Source organism: Levilactobacillus sp. (genome assembly GCF_022646225.1).
Lineage (GTDB): Bacteria > Bacillota > Bacilli > Lactobacillales > Lactobacillaceae > Levilactobacillus > Levilactobacillus suantsaiihabitans.
In genome coordinates this window covers 1-14,991 of the sequence record NZ_JALCJA010000006.1, presented here as the reverse complement: position 1 = coordinate 14,991, position 14,991 = coordinate 1, and the positions used below count along the sequence as shown (strand labels likewise).

Below are 14,991 nucleotides of genomic sequence, written 5' to 3'. Positions count from 1 at the left end.
GGGCAAGTTTTTGTCTCAGGTTCTTTTTAGTTGCAATCGACTATCTAGATGATATGATTTAGCTACCAATTAGCTGAGAAGTGAGTCAGATGGAAAATACTGAAAAGCAGCCCGATTTAACAGAAACACAGTTGGCGCAACTGCTGGATCAACAATTTGAGAAAGAGGTGAACCCAAATCGATAACCACTATGTAACGCGTAATAACTGGGCAATTGAATTAGATCAAGCGTTAGCAGAAGTTAAAAATGGCGATACTAAAACCGTCTCCGTTGATGACTTCATGAAGCTCCTTGACAATCCTGATGATTAAAAAGGTCAGATATCCCAAGCTGTTTTTAAGAACCTGGAAAAAGCTGCGAAAAAACTATGATACCGCGAAAATGACCTAAGCGATTGCTTTAATCGTTGCTGAAGACCATGAAACGTTGACTCGACAGTTTAAGTGGCACACGCTCAAAGGCAACCATGCCGGTGTCAACGAAATTCACTTAGATGCCAACTGGCTTTTGCTATACGAGATCGTCAATGAAGACGAGATTACATTGTTAGTGCTAAACACGGGTTCACACGACATGCTCTAACTAAAATCAACAGAATGGGAATAAATCGAATTAGAGATGACCGGGGAAAACTAGACACTTACTCCAGGTCAGGCTGATTTTTAAAATGGTGCGATTACTGGTATAATTCAGTTGCATGGGGTTGGTTATCTCTTTTCTTTTTTGGTTCAGCACCTAAAGACTAGCAGGGATTGCCATCTCTGTGTATACATAAGCACAAACAGGGGACCACCCAAGAAGTTACACAATTTCTTGGGTGGTCCCTTTTTATGCGAGTGGGGAGTTTGTCCCAAACTTTTTTAAACCCAACTAGTCCAGTGATTCATCCAATTGCACGAACGCCGTATGACCCAAGCCGCCACCGACCTGCATGACGCTGCCACCGTGACGGAGCTTGCCTAGGTTGACCGGGTGGAAATTCAGTGGCTTGACCAGCTCGGCGAACTGCTTTTTGGCGGGGCGATCGTCGCCGGCGTAGAACAGGACCCGTTGGCCGGGACCGTCGACGTGCCCGGTCATCAGCTCATGGGGCAAGGTGTTAAAGGCCTTGATGACCCGGGCGTTGTGCGCGGCCTGCGCAATGACTTCGCTACTGGTCAATGGGCGCGTGTCGATCTTCTTAAAGTCCGCGGTAAATTGATTGGTCACATCGACCACGATACGTTGTTGGTAATCGGCGACTTGGCTTAAAACAGTCGGTGCCACCGTAAACGGTACGGCAATGATGACTAAGGGCTGTTGGAGGGCCACGGCGACCTCACCAAAGGTCACGTTGGCCGCAAATTCTGCGCGACGGGGTGTCAGACTGGCCGCTCCACCCTGATGACTCAAGACGATGGTGTTTTCGCCACGACTGAAGGTCTGCGTCAAAATCGTACCGACCGTTCCGGAACCCACAACACCAATATTCATAATGCTTCATCCTTTCGGTAAATTGTCTTAGGTCTAGTCTACGGGACTGGCGGGAAAAAGCGAAGTTATTTGTTTGTGAGAATCTCGTGGTTACGTTTATGATTAGACAGATAAGATTTTAAGTAGTCTAAAACGCCAAGAAATGCTATGCTGGTTACATAAGGAGTGACTAGACGTGATCAATCAAAAAGACTTAATGCGCAAGCTGAACCAAGTCGTCTTAATTGAAGGCTTTCAAAAATTATCCATGGGGAAACTGGCCGCCGCGGTAGGCATTAGCCGGGCCAGTCTGTATCTGTATTTCAAGAACAAAGATGAGGTCGTTCAGGCCGTGGTCGAACGCCATTTGGGCTTCATCGCGGAACATCCCGTGCCGCAGCAATTTTCCCCGGCGACCTTCCTACCGATTTGGTTGGCGTCGCTCCAGCTGATGGGAATGACCACCGAACGGTTTATGGCCGACCTGCGGACCCACTACCCAGAACACTTTCAGGCGGTCAGCGAAGCCCAGCAGGATTACTTCGCCCAACTAGAGACTTACATCACTCAGGGTCAGGCGCAAAAAGTGTTGATGGACGTCTACCCCGCCGACTTTGTGATTTTTCAGGCCCAAACGCTGATTCAAGGCATCTTGACTCGGGTGCAGCATCGCCAGCTGGCAGTTGACCAGGCGGGACGGTATGTGGAAGCGACCTTGCACCTGCAACTAGTCAGTCTGTTGGCAGCCAACAGCCAGGCACGCCTGGACGTCAAGCAGGTGGCCGGCCTGGAAGCGGCGGTTTTGCGGAAGTTCCGGGAGACCTATGCGCTGATTTTGTAGGGAAGAAAAATTTTTAAACTTTCCCCTTGCCTTGAAGTACACATCAAGGTCTATCCTAAGGTCATTCAAGTGACATGAAAGGAAATGACACGGATGACAAAACAGGTATTGATTCTCGCCGCTAACGGCCAAATTGCGCGACTCGTGGAACACCGGATCTTAACGGAGGCGGCCTTTCAAGACGTCGCCTTGACGCTGTTCTTGCGTCACGCCAGTCGGTTGAACGATCTGCAGGACAATCCCCGCGTCACGTTGATCGAGGGGGACATTACGGATGCTGACGCTGTGGCCAAGGCAATGGCCGGCCAAGATCTGGTCTTCGTGGCCGTGGTGGACCATGACCGACAAAACCGGTTAACGAAAAACGTGATTGCTGGGATGCAAGCCAACCACGTTGATCGGGTGCTGTTTACCAACGTCTTGGGGTTGTATAATGAAGTCGGCGGCGAATTTGGTCGCTGGAACTTGGAGATGATTGGCGCAGGGATGGCGCCAGCCCGGCGATCTGACCAATTATTGGCCGATTCGGGGCTGGACTACACGACGCTGCGGTTGCCGTGGTTGAATGATCGCGACGTCAATTACACGGTGACGGCCAAGGACCAGCTGTACGAGGGGGTCTCGGGATCCCGGGCGAGCGTCGCCGATGTGGTCTTGCAGATCATCGCGGACCCGACCCGTTACAGTCGCGATAGCATTGGCATGGCCGACCCCACTACGGCGGGCAACGACCGACCGGTTTACTAAAGGAGCGATGGGAAATGAACATTAAAGAAGCAAGCGAAAAGACGGGGGTCTCCGCCGCAGCCATTCGGTATTACGAAAAGGAATCCCTGATTCCCGCCATCGACCGGACCGAGGTGGGTAATCGTGATATCGACGACCGCATCATTCGGCGGATTCGCTTTGTCACGCAAATGCGCGCAGCAGGGATGAGTATCGAAAACCTGCGGCGCTACATTGAATTGTTTGACGCGCAAGAGGACAACACCAAGGAACAAAAGGCTCTGTTGAAAGAGCAGCTGGCCGTCATGGAAGAAAAGCGCGACGATCTGCAGGCGGCCATCGACCACTTGAACTACAAGCTCAACCACTTCTATGATCATATGGAAACCACAGAAGCCGAACTGCGGGAATTGGAAAAGCAACACGCGGAAAAGCTGGAGTCGACAGAGCAGGCCGACGATGAACTGAATTGATAACGAAGAGCGACTATTTGTGAATGGTCGCTCTTTTTGAGGTTGTGGGGTCAATATAATTAGGAGGTCGGTCGAATGGCACTTTTCACTTCGACATTCGTTTTGTTAGTAACAGTCGCTTTAGCGAATCTGGTAGCGCAATGGTTACCGATTCCTAAGACGTATTTGGCATTACTGGCGGGAATTGTGGTCGCGCTGATTCCAGGGTTAAATCATTTGGTCTTGAATTTTGAAAATGAAATCTTTATGGTCTTGATTCTAGCACCGCTGCTATTTTTCGAAGGTCAAACGACGCCAATGGTTAAGGTGGGGAAAGGAATTCCCAGTATCTTGGGAACGGCTTTTGCCTTGGCCATCGGGTCAGCCGTGGTCGCAACTGTTGGGTTACATGGCATCTTCGCGGTCAGTTTGCCTTTAGCACTGGTGATGGTGGCGATTAGTACGCCAACGGATGCCACGGCATTTGAATCCGTCATTACCGGGAGAAAAATCAGTGATCGACTGAGTAACCAGTTAAAAATGGAGTCCTTATTTAATGATGCCACCGGGCTGATTCTGCTACAAGCTGGGTTGCTATGGCTGAAGACCAGCGAGTTTTCTTTTAGTCAAAACATCGGTAAACTCTTAATCTCCGCAGTTGGTGGTACCCTCGTGGGTGCTGTGCTAGCAGTGGCTATCATGTTATTTCGGCAGGCCTTGGTGCGAACCGAAGAAAACGTGATTTCTTCCCAGACCCTCATCTATCTGCTGACACCAATCGTGATTTATTTGATTGCGGAGCAACTGGGCGTGTCAGGGATCATCGCGGTTGTGGTCGCGGGCTTGATTCACAATGGGGAAGCTAACGGTAGTCGGTTTACGGCGCCGCGGCAGATGTATCTGGGGACGCAGCTGATGAATTTTATTTCAGAAATTCTAAATGGTGCGGTCTTTGTGATTCTCGGCATTAGTTTGGAACGCATTGTTCAGGAACAGTATCAGCAAATGTTTCAGTCGCTCCAGTGGCTGTGGTGGGGGGTAACGGTTTATTTAGCCTTGCTCCTCTGCCGGACCATTTACGCCTATTTCTTTATTGCTCAGCATCGGTGGCGAACCAGTTGGTTGTTTGCACTGGGTGGTGTTCACGGGACGGTGACGTTAGCCATGACCTTTTCCGTTCTGGGGATGCTGCCCACCAGTCAATTTCAGCAAGTAATCTTGATGGAAACGGTGGTCATTATTCTGAGTATGTTGGTACCGACCGTGTTGTTCAAACGGTTGTTGCCTCAAGACGGCGATGCACTCAGCAAAACTAAGATTCTGGCGCAGATTCGTCGCGAGATGACGGCCGTGGGAATTCAACGGGTTCAGGAGTTGGATTTACCAGAAAGTGTTAAGCACGTGGTCATCTATGATCTTCAGGACCAAAACAAACGCAATCCGTTGCAGGCCTATCTCCGACGTTGGCGCGGTATTATTAGTCATCATGAAGCCATCAGTTTTCTCCAAAGTCGTGATCAACGCTGGGCCATGATGCAAGCATTTGCTAGTGAACGGGCCTTCTTGGCCGACCAGGCACGCCGCCACGTCGTTGATGTGACGTTGTTACACGATATTTACACGGAAGTTTTGATGTCGGAAGCCTTGGTGGTGGACCCTTACAGCCGAATGGTTTAAAAGACTTGTCTTCGAGTCGACTCGAAGGTTTATCGTGAGCGTAATCAGTCAAAAGGAGTGTGTCATGATGAAAATTTTAATTCTAGGTGCGCATGGTCAAATTGCCCAATTGGTCCGGACGCGGTTGCTGGCCGAAACGAATGCGACGTTGACTTTGTACCTACGCCAAGCAACGCGACTAAACGCGGTTGACGCACAACGAGAAACGGTTGTCGAAGGTGATGTCAATGATTACGCCACCCTAAAGGCCGCCATGGCCGGTCAAGACCTGGTACTAGCTGATTTGGGTGGGACGTTTGAACCCATGGCCAAAAATATCGTGCAAGCCATGGAGGAAACTGGCGTGAAACGCTTACTGTATATTACGGGATTGGGCCTGTACCACGAATTGCCAGCAAAGTTTGATGCCTGGTTGGAACGGTCGATTGGGCACGCCGTCATGGAGGATACACGGCGAGCGGCCAAAATTATCGAAGATTCACCGCTCGATTACACCATCATCCGGGCTGGCTACATGACCAACAAGGACGAGATCGATTACGAGCTGACGGAAAAGGGCGAAACTTTCAAGGGAACGACCATCTCGCGGCAAAGTATTGCCGATTTGATCGTGAAGATTGCTAAGAATCCGGCCCTGCACAGCCGCAGTAGCCTTGGCATTGCGAAGGCGGGTACGGATGGCGATACGCCGGTGTATGCCTAGCTTAAGCGACAGGCTGGCTGGTGATAGGGGGGCATGCCGTGTAGCGCCGTGGTAATCAGAACGCGTCGACAAGTAATGAAGCCCAAGTCTGTTTTTTTGAAAAAACGCTTGCCTTAAAGTCTACTTCAAGGTCTAAACTGGAACCATTGAATAGATAAAGGAGATCTGCACATGGCAACGAAAACGTTAATTGTCGATTATTCATGGTCCGGGACTACCGCCAAGCTAGCGACTGCTCTGCAGCACGTGACTGGCGGTGATCGGGTGGACTTGACGGTCGCCGCAGAAACCTTTCCTAACGATATGTACGCTACCTCTGATGTGGCGAACCAGCAGCTGATAACGCAGCAGTTACCGGCCTTAACCAATGTGCTCCCCGATGTTAGCGCCTATGACGTGTTGCTCGTGGGCGGTCCCGTCTGGTCGGCGAAGGTGTCGACGCCGGTCCGGTCATTCTTACAGCAGCTTACGAACTTCCAGGGCACCGTCGCGCCGTTCTACACGGACGCCGGTACTCCCGGTGGTTATGAGGATGACTTTGCCAGTCTGGTCACGACCGCTACTGTGGTCCCGGGAATTGGTTTGACAGCGGGAGAACTGCGGGACGCCGAGCAGCAGCTGACCAGTTGGTGGCAGAACCTAATTAAATAATTGGAGGAATTTCAAATGAAAACAGCCGTATTTGTTGAACCAGGCAAGGTAGAAGCCCAAGAATTACCTAAACCAGAAGTGAAGAATCCCACGGACGCCGTTCTAAAAATCGTCCGCGCCTGTGTTTGCGGCTCCGACCTGTGGTGGTATCGCGGCATCAACGACCGGCAAAAGAACACGCCGGTGGGTCACGAAGCTATCGGAGTCGTGGAGAGTGTGGGTAGCGATGTCACCAACGTGAAGCCCGGTGACTTTGTCGTCGCCCCGTTCACCCATGGTTGCGGTCACTGTGCGGCTTGCCTGGCCGGCTTTGACGGCGATTGTGAAAATGCACGGACCGATGACGAAATCGTCGGCTACCAAGGCGAATACTTACGCTTCAAGAACGCCGACTGGGCCCTAGTCAAGGTGCCCGGTCAACCCAGTGACTACTCCGATGCCCAACTCAACGACCTGTTAACGCTGGCCGACGTGATGGCTACGGGTTACCACGCCGCCGCGACCGCCGAAGTTAAGGACGGCGATACGGTGGTCGTTATGGGTGACGGCGCCGTGGGTCTGTGCGGGGTGATTGCTGCCAAGCTTCGTGGGGCTAAGCGAATTATTGCCATGAGCCGCCACGCCGATCGCCAGGCGTTGGTCAAGGAATTTGGCGCGACCGATATCGTAGCCGAACGCGGCGATGAAGCCGTTGAACGTGTCATGGCCCTGACGGCTGGTGCTGGTGCCGATGCCGTCTTGGAATGTGTCGGGACTGAACAATCCGTCGATACGGCCGTCAAGGTAGGCCGTCCGGGTGCCGTGGTTGGTCGTGTGGGTGTGCCGCAAAAGGCTGAAATGAACACCAACAACTTGTTCTGGAAGAACATTGGCCTGCGCGGTGGAATCGCTTCGGTCACAACTTACGACCGGGCTGTTCTGCTGGACGCCGTTTTGAAAGGTGAAATTCACCCGGGCAAGGTCTTCACGCAACGCTTTGACCTTGATCACGTCCAGGACGCCTATGAGGCCATGGACAAGCGAGAAGCAATTAAATCATTGTTAATTATCAGTGACTAATAATTAAATTCAATTATTAATAATAAAAACGGGCGTGTGGCAGTAGCTGCAGGCCCCTTTTTAATGGGAAAAATACCCTCTCTACGCTTACTAACGAAATTGGTGAGGAATTTGTAACCCCTGGGCGACAAGACTTTAGAATTCCTTACAAGTCTGTCTTTTTGAAAATGAGTGACTGGCGTGAAATGTGGGATTCGCCGAGAGCTTTTTAATTTATTTCAAATTTCTTCTTGCCTTGAAGTACGGATGAAGGTCTAAACTCCTAATCATTCACTTAAAGACGAGGAGCAAATACACATGGCAAAGCAAAAACGAGTTGACTGGATCTTACTGGTCATCTTAATGAGTTATTTCATGATTCTCTTGGACAATTCAATCATCTTCACGGGGACGGTTAAAATTGCCCAAGATTTAAGCCTGAATCAGGCGACGCTATCTTGGGTCAGCAGTGCTTATTCGCTGACGTTCGGTGGTTTCTTGTTGTTAGGGGGCCGGGCCGGAGATCTATTTGGTCGGCGACGGGTCTTTAAATTAGGACTGATCATCTTTGGCCTGGGGTCACTTTTGGTCGGGCTGGCGGTAAATGCGCCGATGATCATTGCCGCTCGGGCCTTTCAAGGCATTGGGTCGGCTATTCTGGCGCCAACCACGCTGGCAATCTTGATGGATACTTACGAGGGGGCTGAACGCGTCAAAGCCATCGCTTATTATGGCGCCATGGCCGGCATTGGTGCTAGCGTCAGTCTGGTCATTGGCGGCGTCTTCGCCAGTCTGTTAACCTGGCGGGTTGGTTTCTTCATGAACGTTCCCATCAGTATCTGGATGTATTATTTGGCGGTTAAGAAGCTCAGCGCGGATCGCGGTCAATCTGGCAAATTGGATTGGGTCGGCACCCTGAGCTCTTTGATTGGGATGAGTGTACTGGTCTACAGTATTATTGGAAATTGGGCCAAGCTGCCGGCCTTACTCTTGGCCGTCGTATTCTTGGGTATCTTCATTTATCAGGAACACCGGACGGGGCAACCGATCATGCCGTTACGATTGTTTACTGACCGTGAACGGATTGGGGCTTACGTGGGGCGTTTCCTTTACCTCGGGGCCATGATGGGCTTTTGGTTCATCACGCCACAACTCATGCAAAATCAATTGGGATTCAGCGCGTTGATGGCAGGGGTCGCGTTCTTCCCCTTAACCGTGGTGAACTTTATCATTGCGCTTCAGGTTGCCCGACTGACGGCGCGATGGGGTAATGGCGGCCTACTGGTCATCGGGATTGCGCTGACGGCGCTTGGCATGCTTTGGCTGAGTTGGTTTACGCCGACGACCGGCTACTGGTGGGGAATCGCCGCGCCAATGGTCGTCGTCGGAATTGGTCAAGGCTTCTCCCTGAGTCCCTTCACGGCGGCCGGAGTCGCGCACACGCAAGGGGCTGACGCTGGTGCCGCTTCTGGGGTGGTCAACGTCATGCATCAGATTGGTGGCTCCGTAGGGTTGTCGATTCTGGTGACCATGCAAGATCTCTTTGGTGGTCAAGTACCAGGGTTCCAACACGCTATCCTGACGGGTGCCGGCTTGCTGTTACTGGCCTTATTAGCCGCCATCTTCCTAATTGTGCCGGGTGAACGTCAAAAAAATTAAAAATAAGTTGAAATGGGCCTTGCCTTGAAGTAACTGCAAGGGGCTACACTGAATTTATCAACGAATGAATTGGAGGAAATGAATCATGACAAACGTTTTAGTTATTGGGGCAACGGGTTCTGTGGGTAGCGTTACCCGTCAATATTTCTTGGACCACACGGCTGACCAACTGACCTTGATGGCGCGGAACACCCGTCGCTTGGGCCAATTGTCCGACCGCGAACGTGCAGTCACTGGCAGCGTCACGGATACGGCAACGTTGAAGGATGCACTTAAGGGTCAGGACGTGGTTTTTGCTGCCTTGAGTGGGAACCTTGCTGGTATGGCAAAGAGTCTCGTTACCGCTATGGATGAGACGGGCGTCAAGCGCCTCTTATTCATTGCCTCGATGGGGATTTACAACGAAATTCCGGCGAGCGTGGGCGCCAGCGGCAATTTGGCCACTAACCCGATGCTGCAAGGTTACCGCAACGCCGCCGACGTGATCGAAGCATCTGATCTGAACTACACGGTCATCCGGCCCGGCTGGTTTGACAACGGTAATGACACCGACTACCAGGTGACCAAGAAGGGCGAACCCTTCGGCGGCCATGATGTTTCCCGGTAAAGCATTGCCGACCTGGTCATGCGTTTGGCCCACGACGAGACGTTGGGGTCTCGCGATAGCCTAGGTATTAACCGCAAGTAGATAACGGTGGACTTGAATTAAAGGAGTATTGTAGAAATGGAAAATAAAACATGGTTGATTACTGGTGTTAGCAGTGGATTTGGTCACGCGATGACCGAGCAACTCTTGGCTCAGGGGAAGACGGTCATTGGCACCGTCCGTAACGTTGCCAAGGTGCAGGACTTGATGGACCAGTATCCCGACACCTTTGTTAGTGAAATCCTTGATGTGACGGATGTTTCGGCCATTCATCGCTTAGTCGCCAAGTTAACGCAGGATTATCAGATTGATGTATTGGTCAACAATGCTGGCTACGGGTTATTTGGTGCCGCTGAGGAATTGAGCGATGACGAGATCAATCGGATCATCGCGACTGACCTGACGGGATCCATTCAAATGGTGCGGGCCATTTTACCTAGCATGCGGCATCAGGGACATGGCCGCTTGATTCAGATTTCTTCCTACGGTGGTCAGGTGGCCTTTCCGGGGAATGCGATGTATCATGCCGCCAAGTTTGGGATTGAAGGTTTCATGGAGGCCGTTGCCCAGGAAGTGGCCAGCTTTAACATTGGCGTGACCATCGTTGAACCCGGTGGTGCGCGGACTGAATTTCGTTATGGCAGTGCGCAGGTGGCCAAGGCGATGCCAGCGTACGAAGGCAATCCGGCGCACGCCTTTCAAACGATGCTAGACCCGGCCAATGGACTCGCGCCTGGCGACCCTAAGCGTATGGCCAGTCGCATCATCGAAAGTGTTGCGCAAGACCCAGCGCCATTGCGGATGGTCTTGGGTTCCCAAGCGCTGGAAAATACGATTGCGACGCTGGAAAAGCGAGTCGCCGATTTCAAGACACAAACGGATCTGGCCGCCTCGACGGATTTTCCGGCGGGCGAATAGGCTAGACAGGGTAGAAAAGACTGACTGTGAACGTCTCGAACGCCTCCTCCGAGGCGATTGGGACGTTTTTTATGGGCTCGTTTATCATTCTTAGGGCAATGGGCCTTGCCTTGAAGTAACTGCAAGGAACTACAGTAAGGTTTTATTAAATGAAAATGGATTGAGAGGCGGTTTTAACATGAACACAGAAATCTTACAACTTTACCGGGACTACAACCAAGCCATGGCGGCAGATGACACGGCGGCCTTGGACCGCTTACTGGGGCCGGACTTCACGCTGACCCACATGACGGGATACGTGCAGCCACGCGCGGAATGGCTGGGTGAGTTGAAACGGGGAACCATGCATTACTTTTCTTCTATCGAAGACCACGTGGCGATGCGAGCGACCGCGTCAGGCTGGCAGGTGACCGGTCAAAACCGGGTCGTAGCCAGCATTCATGGTAGCGGGCGGCATGAGTGGCCGTTGAATACGGTCATGACGGTTTCGCAAATTGATGGTCGGTGGCAGATTTTGTCAGCGGTTGTCACGACGTATTAGAAAGGAAGGCATTAATCATGGGTGTATTTGAAAATTTAAGAGCGGGCCAGGCTTACGATATCCACGACGCGGCCTATTTAAAAGAAGTTCACGGTGAAATTGATCGGTCGGATGCGTTACAATTTCAAATTAACCAAACCAATCCTAAGCAAAAACAGCGTATCTTGGATTTGGAAAATCGCTTACTTCACGGGCAAATGACCGACGGCACCTTCTTTACGCCGCCGATGCACATCGATACGGCCAGCCGGGTCTTTCTGGGCAAAAATGTTTACGCCAATCACGGCTTGACCATGATGGCGGCGGGCACCATTACTATTGACGATGGCGTCATGATGGGGCCGGAAGTGGGGTTCTTTACGGTCAATCATGAGCCCAAAAATATTCGAACAATCTTGACCAAGGAGATTCACATTAAGCGTAATGCCTGGATTGGCGCCCGGGTTAGTCTCTTGCCGGGCGTAACGATTGGGGAGAATGCCATTGTGGGGACGGGCGCTGTGGTCACCAAGGATATCCCCGATAATGCGGTCGCCGTAGGGGTGCCAGCTAAGGTTGTGAAGACGCTGGATTAGGTTAAATGTTTCATGTGAAACATCATGGCGAACGTCGACGTGACCTTCCCCACGGACTTGATCAGCACCGCCCAGATGTGTTCCGTCTGGAATCGGCCGATGAACGGTCTGGATTTCTTTCAGTATACTGGAAGAAACTGGGGAATTCTGGATTTTATCCAGTATACTGGATAAAAATTAGAAATTTTGAATCTTGCATGTTGTACGAAACCAAATATGTAAATACTCTCGGACTAAAAAAGACACCGCCACAGGTGCCTTTTTTCTAGCTTTTTACGGCCGCAACCGCACCACCTTCGTGGCCACAGCGGCGATAAAATCCTGGTCGTGTTCGACCAACAGGAGGGTGGGCTGCGTCTGCGTGAGCAGGGTGGCCAGCTGGTCTTGGTTGAACACGTCCAAGTAATTTAGCGGCTCATCCCAAATGAAGAGGTTGGCCGGCGTCATGAGCGATTGGGCGAGCTCGATTTTTTTCTGCTGACCCAGACTCATCTGGTCGATGGGCGTGGCGAAGACGTCGCGAGGCAGGCCGAGTTTTTTCAAGGTATTCAACAACTCACGATAGTTCAGGTGATGGGCCGCGGCAAATGCCGTCAGGGAGCCGTTTTCGGCGGTCAACTGGCGGGTCACGCTCAAGGTGAGCTGCTGGTGGATCGTGGCACTACCAGTGTGCTGGCCGGTGAAGGTCCCCTGGAGGTAGTGGATGAACGAGGACTTGCCGCAGCCGTTGGGTCCCACCAAGGCAAGCCGGTCGCCAGCGTTGAGGTCAAAGGACACGGGCTGAAATAGCTGTCGGTCGCCGTACCACAACGCAAAGTCGGCGACGTGGATCAGCGGCTGGTAGTGCGTGGTCATCGGCGTCAGGGACAGCGCGGCCACGTGTTCGATATTTTGCCGCAGTCCCTCGGTGGCCTGGAGTTCGCGATCCCGCCGGCGTTCGAGGTTCTTGGCGCGTTTCATCATCTTAGCCGGTAAGGCACTAGCCCCGGCCGCCTGCCAGCCGCTGTTCTTTTGGTGCGGATTGCCGTGCTTGCGGCTCTCGGTGACCTGGGCCCAGTTGGTCCGGTCGACGGCGACTTGTTTCAAGCGGTCGGCCTCCTTTTTTAACTTGGCGTCTTGTTGCGCTTCAAAGGCGTCTTGGCGCTGCTTTTGGTCCTCGTAAACGGCGAAGTTCCCCTGATACAGTCGAATCTGGCGGCGTTCAATGGCCAGCGTGTGGTCGGTGACCTGATTGAGAAAATGCCGGTCGTGACTGACGACGATGAAGCCGCGGCGTTGGCGTTTGAGGTAGTCCGCGACCTGTTGGCGACTGGCCAGGTCCAGGTGATTGGTCGGTTCGTCGATCAGGGGCAGGGCTGTTTCGTCGGCAAATAAAATCGCGAGCAAAGCCTTGGTCTGTTCCCCGCCCGACAGCGCGGCAAAGGGCTGCTCCAAGCGCTGCGGGTCCAGCTGAAGTTGCCGCAATTCGCGGACCACTTGCCAGTCGGCCACGTCCGCAGTGGCTTGTAGGACGGTCATCGCTGGCAAAGTGGGGTCGGGGACCGGGGCGGGAAAATAGGTGTAGGGTGTGGTGCTGGTGATGTGCCCCTGATAGGGGTAGTGGCCTTGTAAGAGGTTGAACAGGGTGGTCTTGCCCCGCCCGTTACGGCCGACCAAGCCGAGTTTCCAACGGGTATCGAGGTCTAGATCCACGTGATCAAAGAGTAAGTCGGTGTTCGACGCAAAGCCGAAGGTCAATTGGTGTAATGAAACTTTGGGCATATAACGAGACTTCCCATCTTGGTTGGCTAGGTTTCCGCAATAATGGGGTGTTCTGCGTTAGGTTTTTCACGTGAATCGCGTTCTTTCGGTTTAGTGTGGGGATGACTCAGCCATCTCAAAGTGAATTTTAGATTAAAATTAGATTAAAATCAACTCTAGTTAGTCGCCGGTCACCAGTTGGGTCACCGGGACCACGCATCTGGCAATTAAAGCCGTGGGGATTAGGCGGGTTGCCCCTGAACGGTGTCGGTCCTTCACGATGGGGGATAGGGGCCCGTTTCTTTTTCGTTTATCTTTAATTTTCACAGAATATTTGGTATGCTAATCGAATACTGAAAAAAACTCGGGCGACTATCGGAGTGGGCCTGGAGGGAAAGCGAGTTATCATGTCCGCAATGTACTTGAAGGGCCTACTGTTGAGTCTGGCTCTGGTATCCTCGATTGGGATGCAAAATTTATTCGTCTTTAACAACGCCATTAACCAGCCATTGAAGCGGGCTTGGCCCGTCACCATCATGGTGTGGTTCGCCGACACGGCACTGACGCTGGCCGCCTTCTTTGGTATGGGGGCCATCATCAGTTCCCACCAGCTGTTCAAGCTGATCATCATGTTTCTGGGGGGCCTGCTGGTCATCTGGATTGGCTTTGGCATCCTGCGCTCGGCGGCCAGTTTCAAATTGGAAAGTGCCAATACGCCGTTGACGATGAAAAAGTCGCTGGTCAACGCTTGGGTCGTGACCTGGGCCAATCCCCAGGCCATCATCGACACCAGCCTGATGTTCGGGGCCTTACGCGGGTCGCTGGCCGACAACGAGGTCACCCCCTTCATCACCGGGGTCGTATCCGCCACGGCCATCTGGTTCTTTGGCATCACGCTGATCTTGGGTCTGCTCAAGGAACGGTTGCCGCAGAAGTTCTTGATGTGGGTCAACATCGTTTCCGGCGGCATCGTCATGGTGTACGGGGCCTACCTGTTGTACCAAGCGGTGATGATGGTGATTTAGCCGGATTAAATGATAAAATTTGTCGATTGGGAGCACGTCCACTGAGCTGGCAGTGCTCTTTTAATTTGCCCAGGTGAAGGTTGAAGCTAAAATTGGTGAAACCAGGCGCCTGCGTCAGCCAGGGTTCCACCTGCTATGGGGGACACCTCCAGCCTGAGAAGCGGGCTTCCGGTTCGCTTTGAAGCCTCACTAAACCCGTAAGTCTTCAAAGTCGCCCCGCGCTGTAGGCTGAGAAAGAACCTCAGCCAACACCGCCGACACAGCTGGCTCCACCCTGGCTGCCTCCGGCAAGTTGATACCTGTCAGCAACACTGTGTTAATGAAAGACTAGTCGTCAATGCAGCTA

The 14,991-nt window shown here is 52.3% G+C and carries 15 protein-coding genes and 1 pseudogene; 14 read left to right on the top strand and 2 right to left on the bottom strand.

Annotated features, from left to right (window positions below):
• Positions 1–394 precede the first annotated feature (394 nt).
• Positions 395–583 (top strand): type II toxin-antitoxin system mRNA interferase toxin, RelE/StbE family, encoded by a 189-nt coding sequence (locus tag LKH74_RS11965; protein ID WP_353845643.1) that lies wholly within the window; start codon positions 395–397, stop codon positions 581–583.
• Between the two features lie 288 nt (positions 584–871).
• On the opposite strand, the gene LKH74_RS10360 is transcribed toward LKH74_RS11965, so the two are convergent.
• Positions 872–1,474 carry an NADPH-dependent F420 reductase gene (locus tag LKH74_RS10360; protein ID WP_287788910.1) on the bottom strand — a complete coding sequence of 201 codons (603 nt, stop codon included), beginning with the start codon at positions 1,472–1,474 and terminating at the stop codon, positions 872–874.
• Positions 1,475–1,649: 175 nt separating this feature from the next.
• Between LKH74_RS10360 and LKH74_RS10355 the strand changes: the two genes are divergently transcribed.
• The 12 genes and pseudogenes from LKH74_RS10355 to LKH74_RS10300 all read left to right on the top strand — a co-directional run bounded on the left by LKH74_RS10355 (position 1,650) and on the right by LKH74_RS10300 (position 11,880).
• Complete coding sequence (locus LKH74_RS10355; RefSeq protein ID WP_287788909.1) at positions 1,650–2,294, top strand: TetR/AcrR family transcriptional regulator; 645 nt, start codon at positions 1,650–1,652, stop codon at positions 2,292–2,294.
• 93 nt (positions 2,295–2,387) lie between these two features.
• Positions 2,388–3,041, top strand: a complete 654-nt coding sequence (locus LKH74_RS10350) for an NAD(P)H-binding protein (protein WP_287788908.1) — start codon at positions 2,388–2,390, stop codon at positions 3,039–3,041.
• Between the two features lie 14 nt (positions 3,042–3,055).
• Entirely contained in the window at positions 3,056–3,493 is a 438-nt protein-coding gene (locus LKH74_RS10345; RefSeq protein WP_287788907.1) for a MerR family transcriptional regulator, read from the top strand.
• Positions 3,494–3,568: 75 nt separating this feature from the next.
• On the top strand, positions 3,569–5,149 hold the full coding sequence (locus tag LKH74_RS10340; RefSeq protein ID WP_287788906.1) for a cation:proton antiporter: 1,581 nt from the start codon (positions 3,569–3,571) through the stop codon (positions 5,147–5,149).
• A 64-nt stretch (positions 5,150–5,213) separates the two neighbouring features.
• Complete coding sequence (locus LKH74_RS10335; RefSeq protein WP_287788904.1) at positions 5,214–5,852, top strand: NAD(P)H-binding protein; 639 nt, start codon at positions 5,214–5,216, stop codon at positions 5,850–5,852.
• 171 nt (positions 5,853–6,023) lie between these two features.
• Positions 6,024–6,503 (top strand): flavodoxin family protein, encoded by a 480-nt coding sequence (locus LKH74_RS10330; protein WP_287788902.1) that lies wholly within the window; start codon positions 6,024–6,026, stop codon positions 6,501–6,503.
• Between the two features lie 15 nt (positions 6,504–6,518).
• A complete protein-coding gene (locus LKH74_RS10325; RefSeq protein ID WP_287788900.1) occupies positions 6,519–7,562 on the top strand; it encodes a zinc-dependent alcohol dehydrogenase family protein in 1,044 nt (347 codons plus the stop codon).
• A 297-nt stretch (positions 7,563–7,859) separates the two neighbouring features.
• Positions 7,860–9,200, top strand: coding sequence for an MFS transporter (locus tag LKH74_RS10320; RefSeq protein WP_287788899.1), 1,341 nt, complete (start codon positions 7,860–7,862; stop codon positions 9,198–9,200).
• 85 nt (positions 9,201–9,285) lie between these two features.
• A pseudogene (locus tag LKH74_RS10315) lies at positions 9,286–9,888 on the top strand (NAD(P)H-binding protein).
• Between the two features lie 36 nt (positions 9,889–9,924).
• Complete coding sequence (locus LKH74_RS10310) at positions 9,925–10,764, top strand: SDR family oxidoreductase (RefSeq protein WP_287788898.1); 840 nt, start codon at positions 9,925–9,927, stop codon at positions 10,762–10,764.
• Positions 10,765–10,942: 178 nt separating this feature from the next.
• Entirely contained in the window at positions 10,943–11,305 is a 363-nt protein-coding gene (locus tag LKH74_RS10305; RefSeq protein ID WP_287788897.1) for a nuclear transport factor 2 family protein, read from the top strand.
• Between the two features lie 17 nt (positions 11,306–11,322).
• Positions 11,323–11,880: a DapH/DapD/GlmU-related protein gene (locus LKH74_RS10300; RefSeq protein ID WP_287788895.1), complete on the top strand. Its 558-nt coding sequence runs from the start codon at positions 11,323–11,325 to the stop codon at positions 11,878–11,880.
• A 273-nt stretch (positions 11,881–12,153) separates the two neighbouring features.
• On the opposite strand, the gene abc-f is transcribed toward LKH74_RS10300, so the two are convergent.
• The gene (gene abc-f / locus LKH74_RS10295) at positions 12,154–13,641 is read right to left on the bottom strand and encodes a ribosomal protection-like ABC-F family protein (RefSeq protein ID WP_287788894.1); all 1,488 of its coding nucleotides are present in this window, start codon (positions 13,639–13,641) and stop codon (positions 12,154–12,156) included.
• Positions 13,642–14,027: 386 nt separating this feature from the next.
• Here abc-f and LKH74_RS10290 point away from each other — a divergent pair, with 386 nt between their 5' ends.
• On the top strand, positions 14,028–14,645 hold the full coding sequence (locus LKH74_RS10290; protein WP_135368275.1) for a LysE/ArgO family amino acid transporter: 618 nt from the start codon (positions 14,028–14,030) through the stop codon (positions 14,643–14,645).
• Positions 14,646–14,991: the final 346 nt, after the last annotated feature.

Bases quoted from the DNA above. Each gene is read 5' to 3' on its own strand.
- LKH74_RS10300 (WP_287788895.1), top strand. From the start codon at position 11,323: ATGGGTGTATTTGAAAATTTAAGAGCGGGCCAGGCTTACGATATCCAC.
- LKH74_RS10305 (WP_287788897.1), top strand. From the start codon at position 10,943: ATGAACACAGAAATCTTACAACTTTACCGGGACTACAACCAAGCCATG.
- LKH74_RS10350 (WP_287788908.1), top strand. From the start codon at position 2,388: ATGACAAAACAGGTATTGATTCTCGCCGCTAACGGCCAAATTGCGCGA.
- LKH74_RS10360 (WP_287788910.1), bottom strand. From the start codon at position 1,474: ATGAATATTGGTGTTGTGGGTTCCGGAACGGTCGGTACGATTTTGACG.
- LKH74_RS10340 (WP_287788906.1), top strand. From the start codon at position 3,569: ATGGCACTTTTCACTTCGACATTCGTTTTGTTAGTAACAGTCGCTTTA.
- abc-f (WP_287788894.1), bottom strand. From the start codon at position 13,641: ATGCCCAAAGTTTCATTACACCAATTGACCTTCGGCTTTGCGTCGAAC.
- LKH74_RS10335 (WP_287788904.1), top strand. From the start codon at position 5,214: ATGATGAAAATTTTAATTCTAGGTGCGCATGGTCAAATTGCCCAATTG.
- LKH74_RS10345 (WP_287788907.1), top strand. From the start codon at position 3,056: ATGAACATTAAAGAAGCAAGCGAAAAGACGGGGGTCTCCGCCGCAGCC.
- LKH74_RS10320 (WP_287788899.1), top strand. From the start codon at position 7,860: ATGGCAAAGCAAAAACGAGTTGACTGGATCTTACTGGTCATCTTAATG.
- LKH74_RS10330 (WP_287788902.1), top strand. From the start codon at position 6,024: ATGGCAACGAAAACGTTAATTGTCGATTATTCATGGTCCGGGACTACC.
- LKH74_RS10290 (WP_135368275.1), top strand. From the start codon at position 14,028: ATGTCCGCAATGTACTTGAAGGGCCTACTGTTGAGTCTGGCTCTGGTA.
- LKH74_RS10325 (WP_287788900.1), top strand. From the start codon at position 6,519: ATGAAAACAGCCGTATTTGTTGAACCAGGCAAGGTAGAAGCCCAAGAA.
- LKH74_RS10310 (WP_287788898.1), top strand. From the start codon at position 9,925: ATGGAAAATAAAACATGGTTGATTACTGGTGTTAGCAGTGGATTTGGT.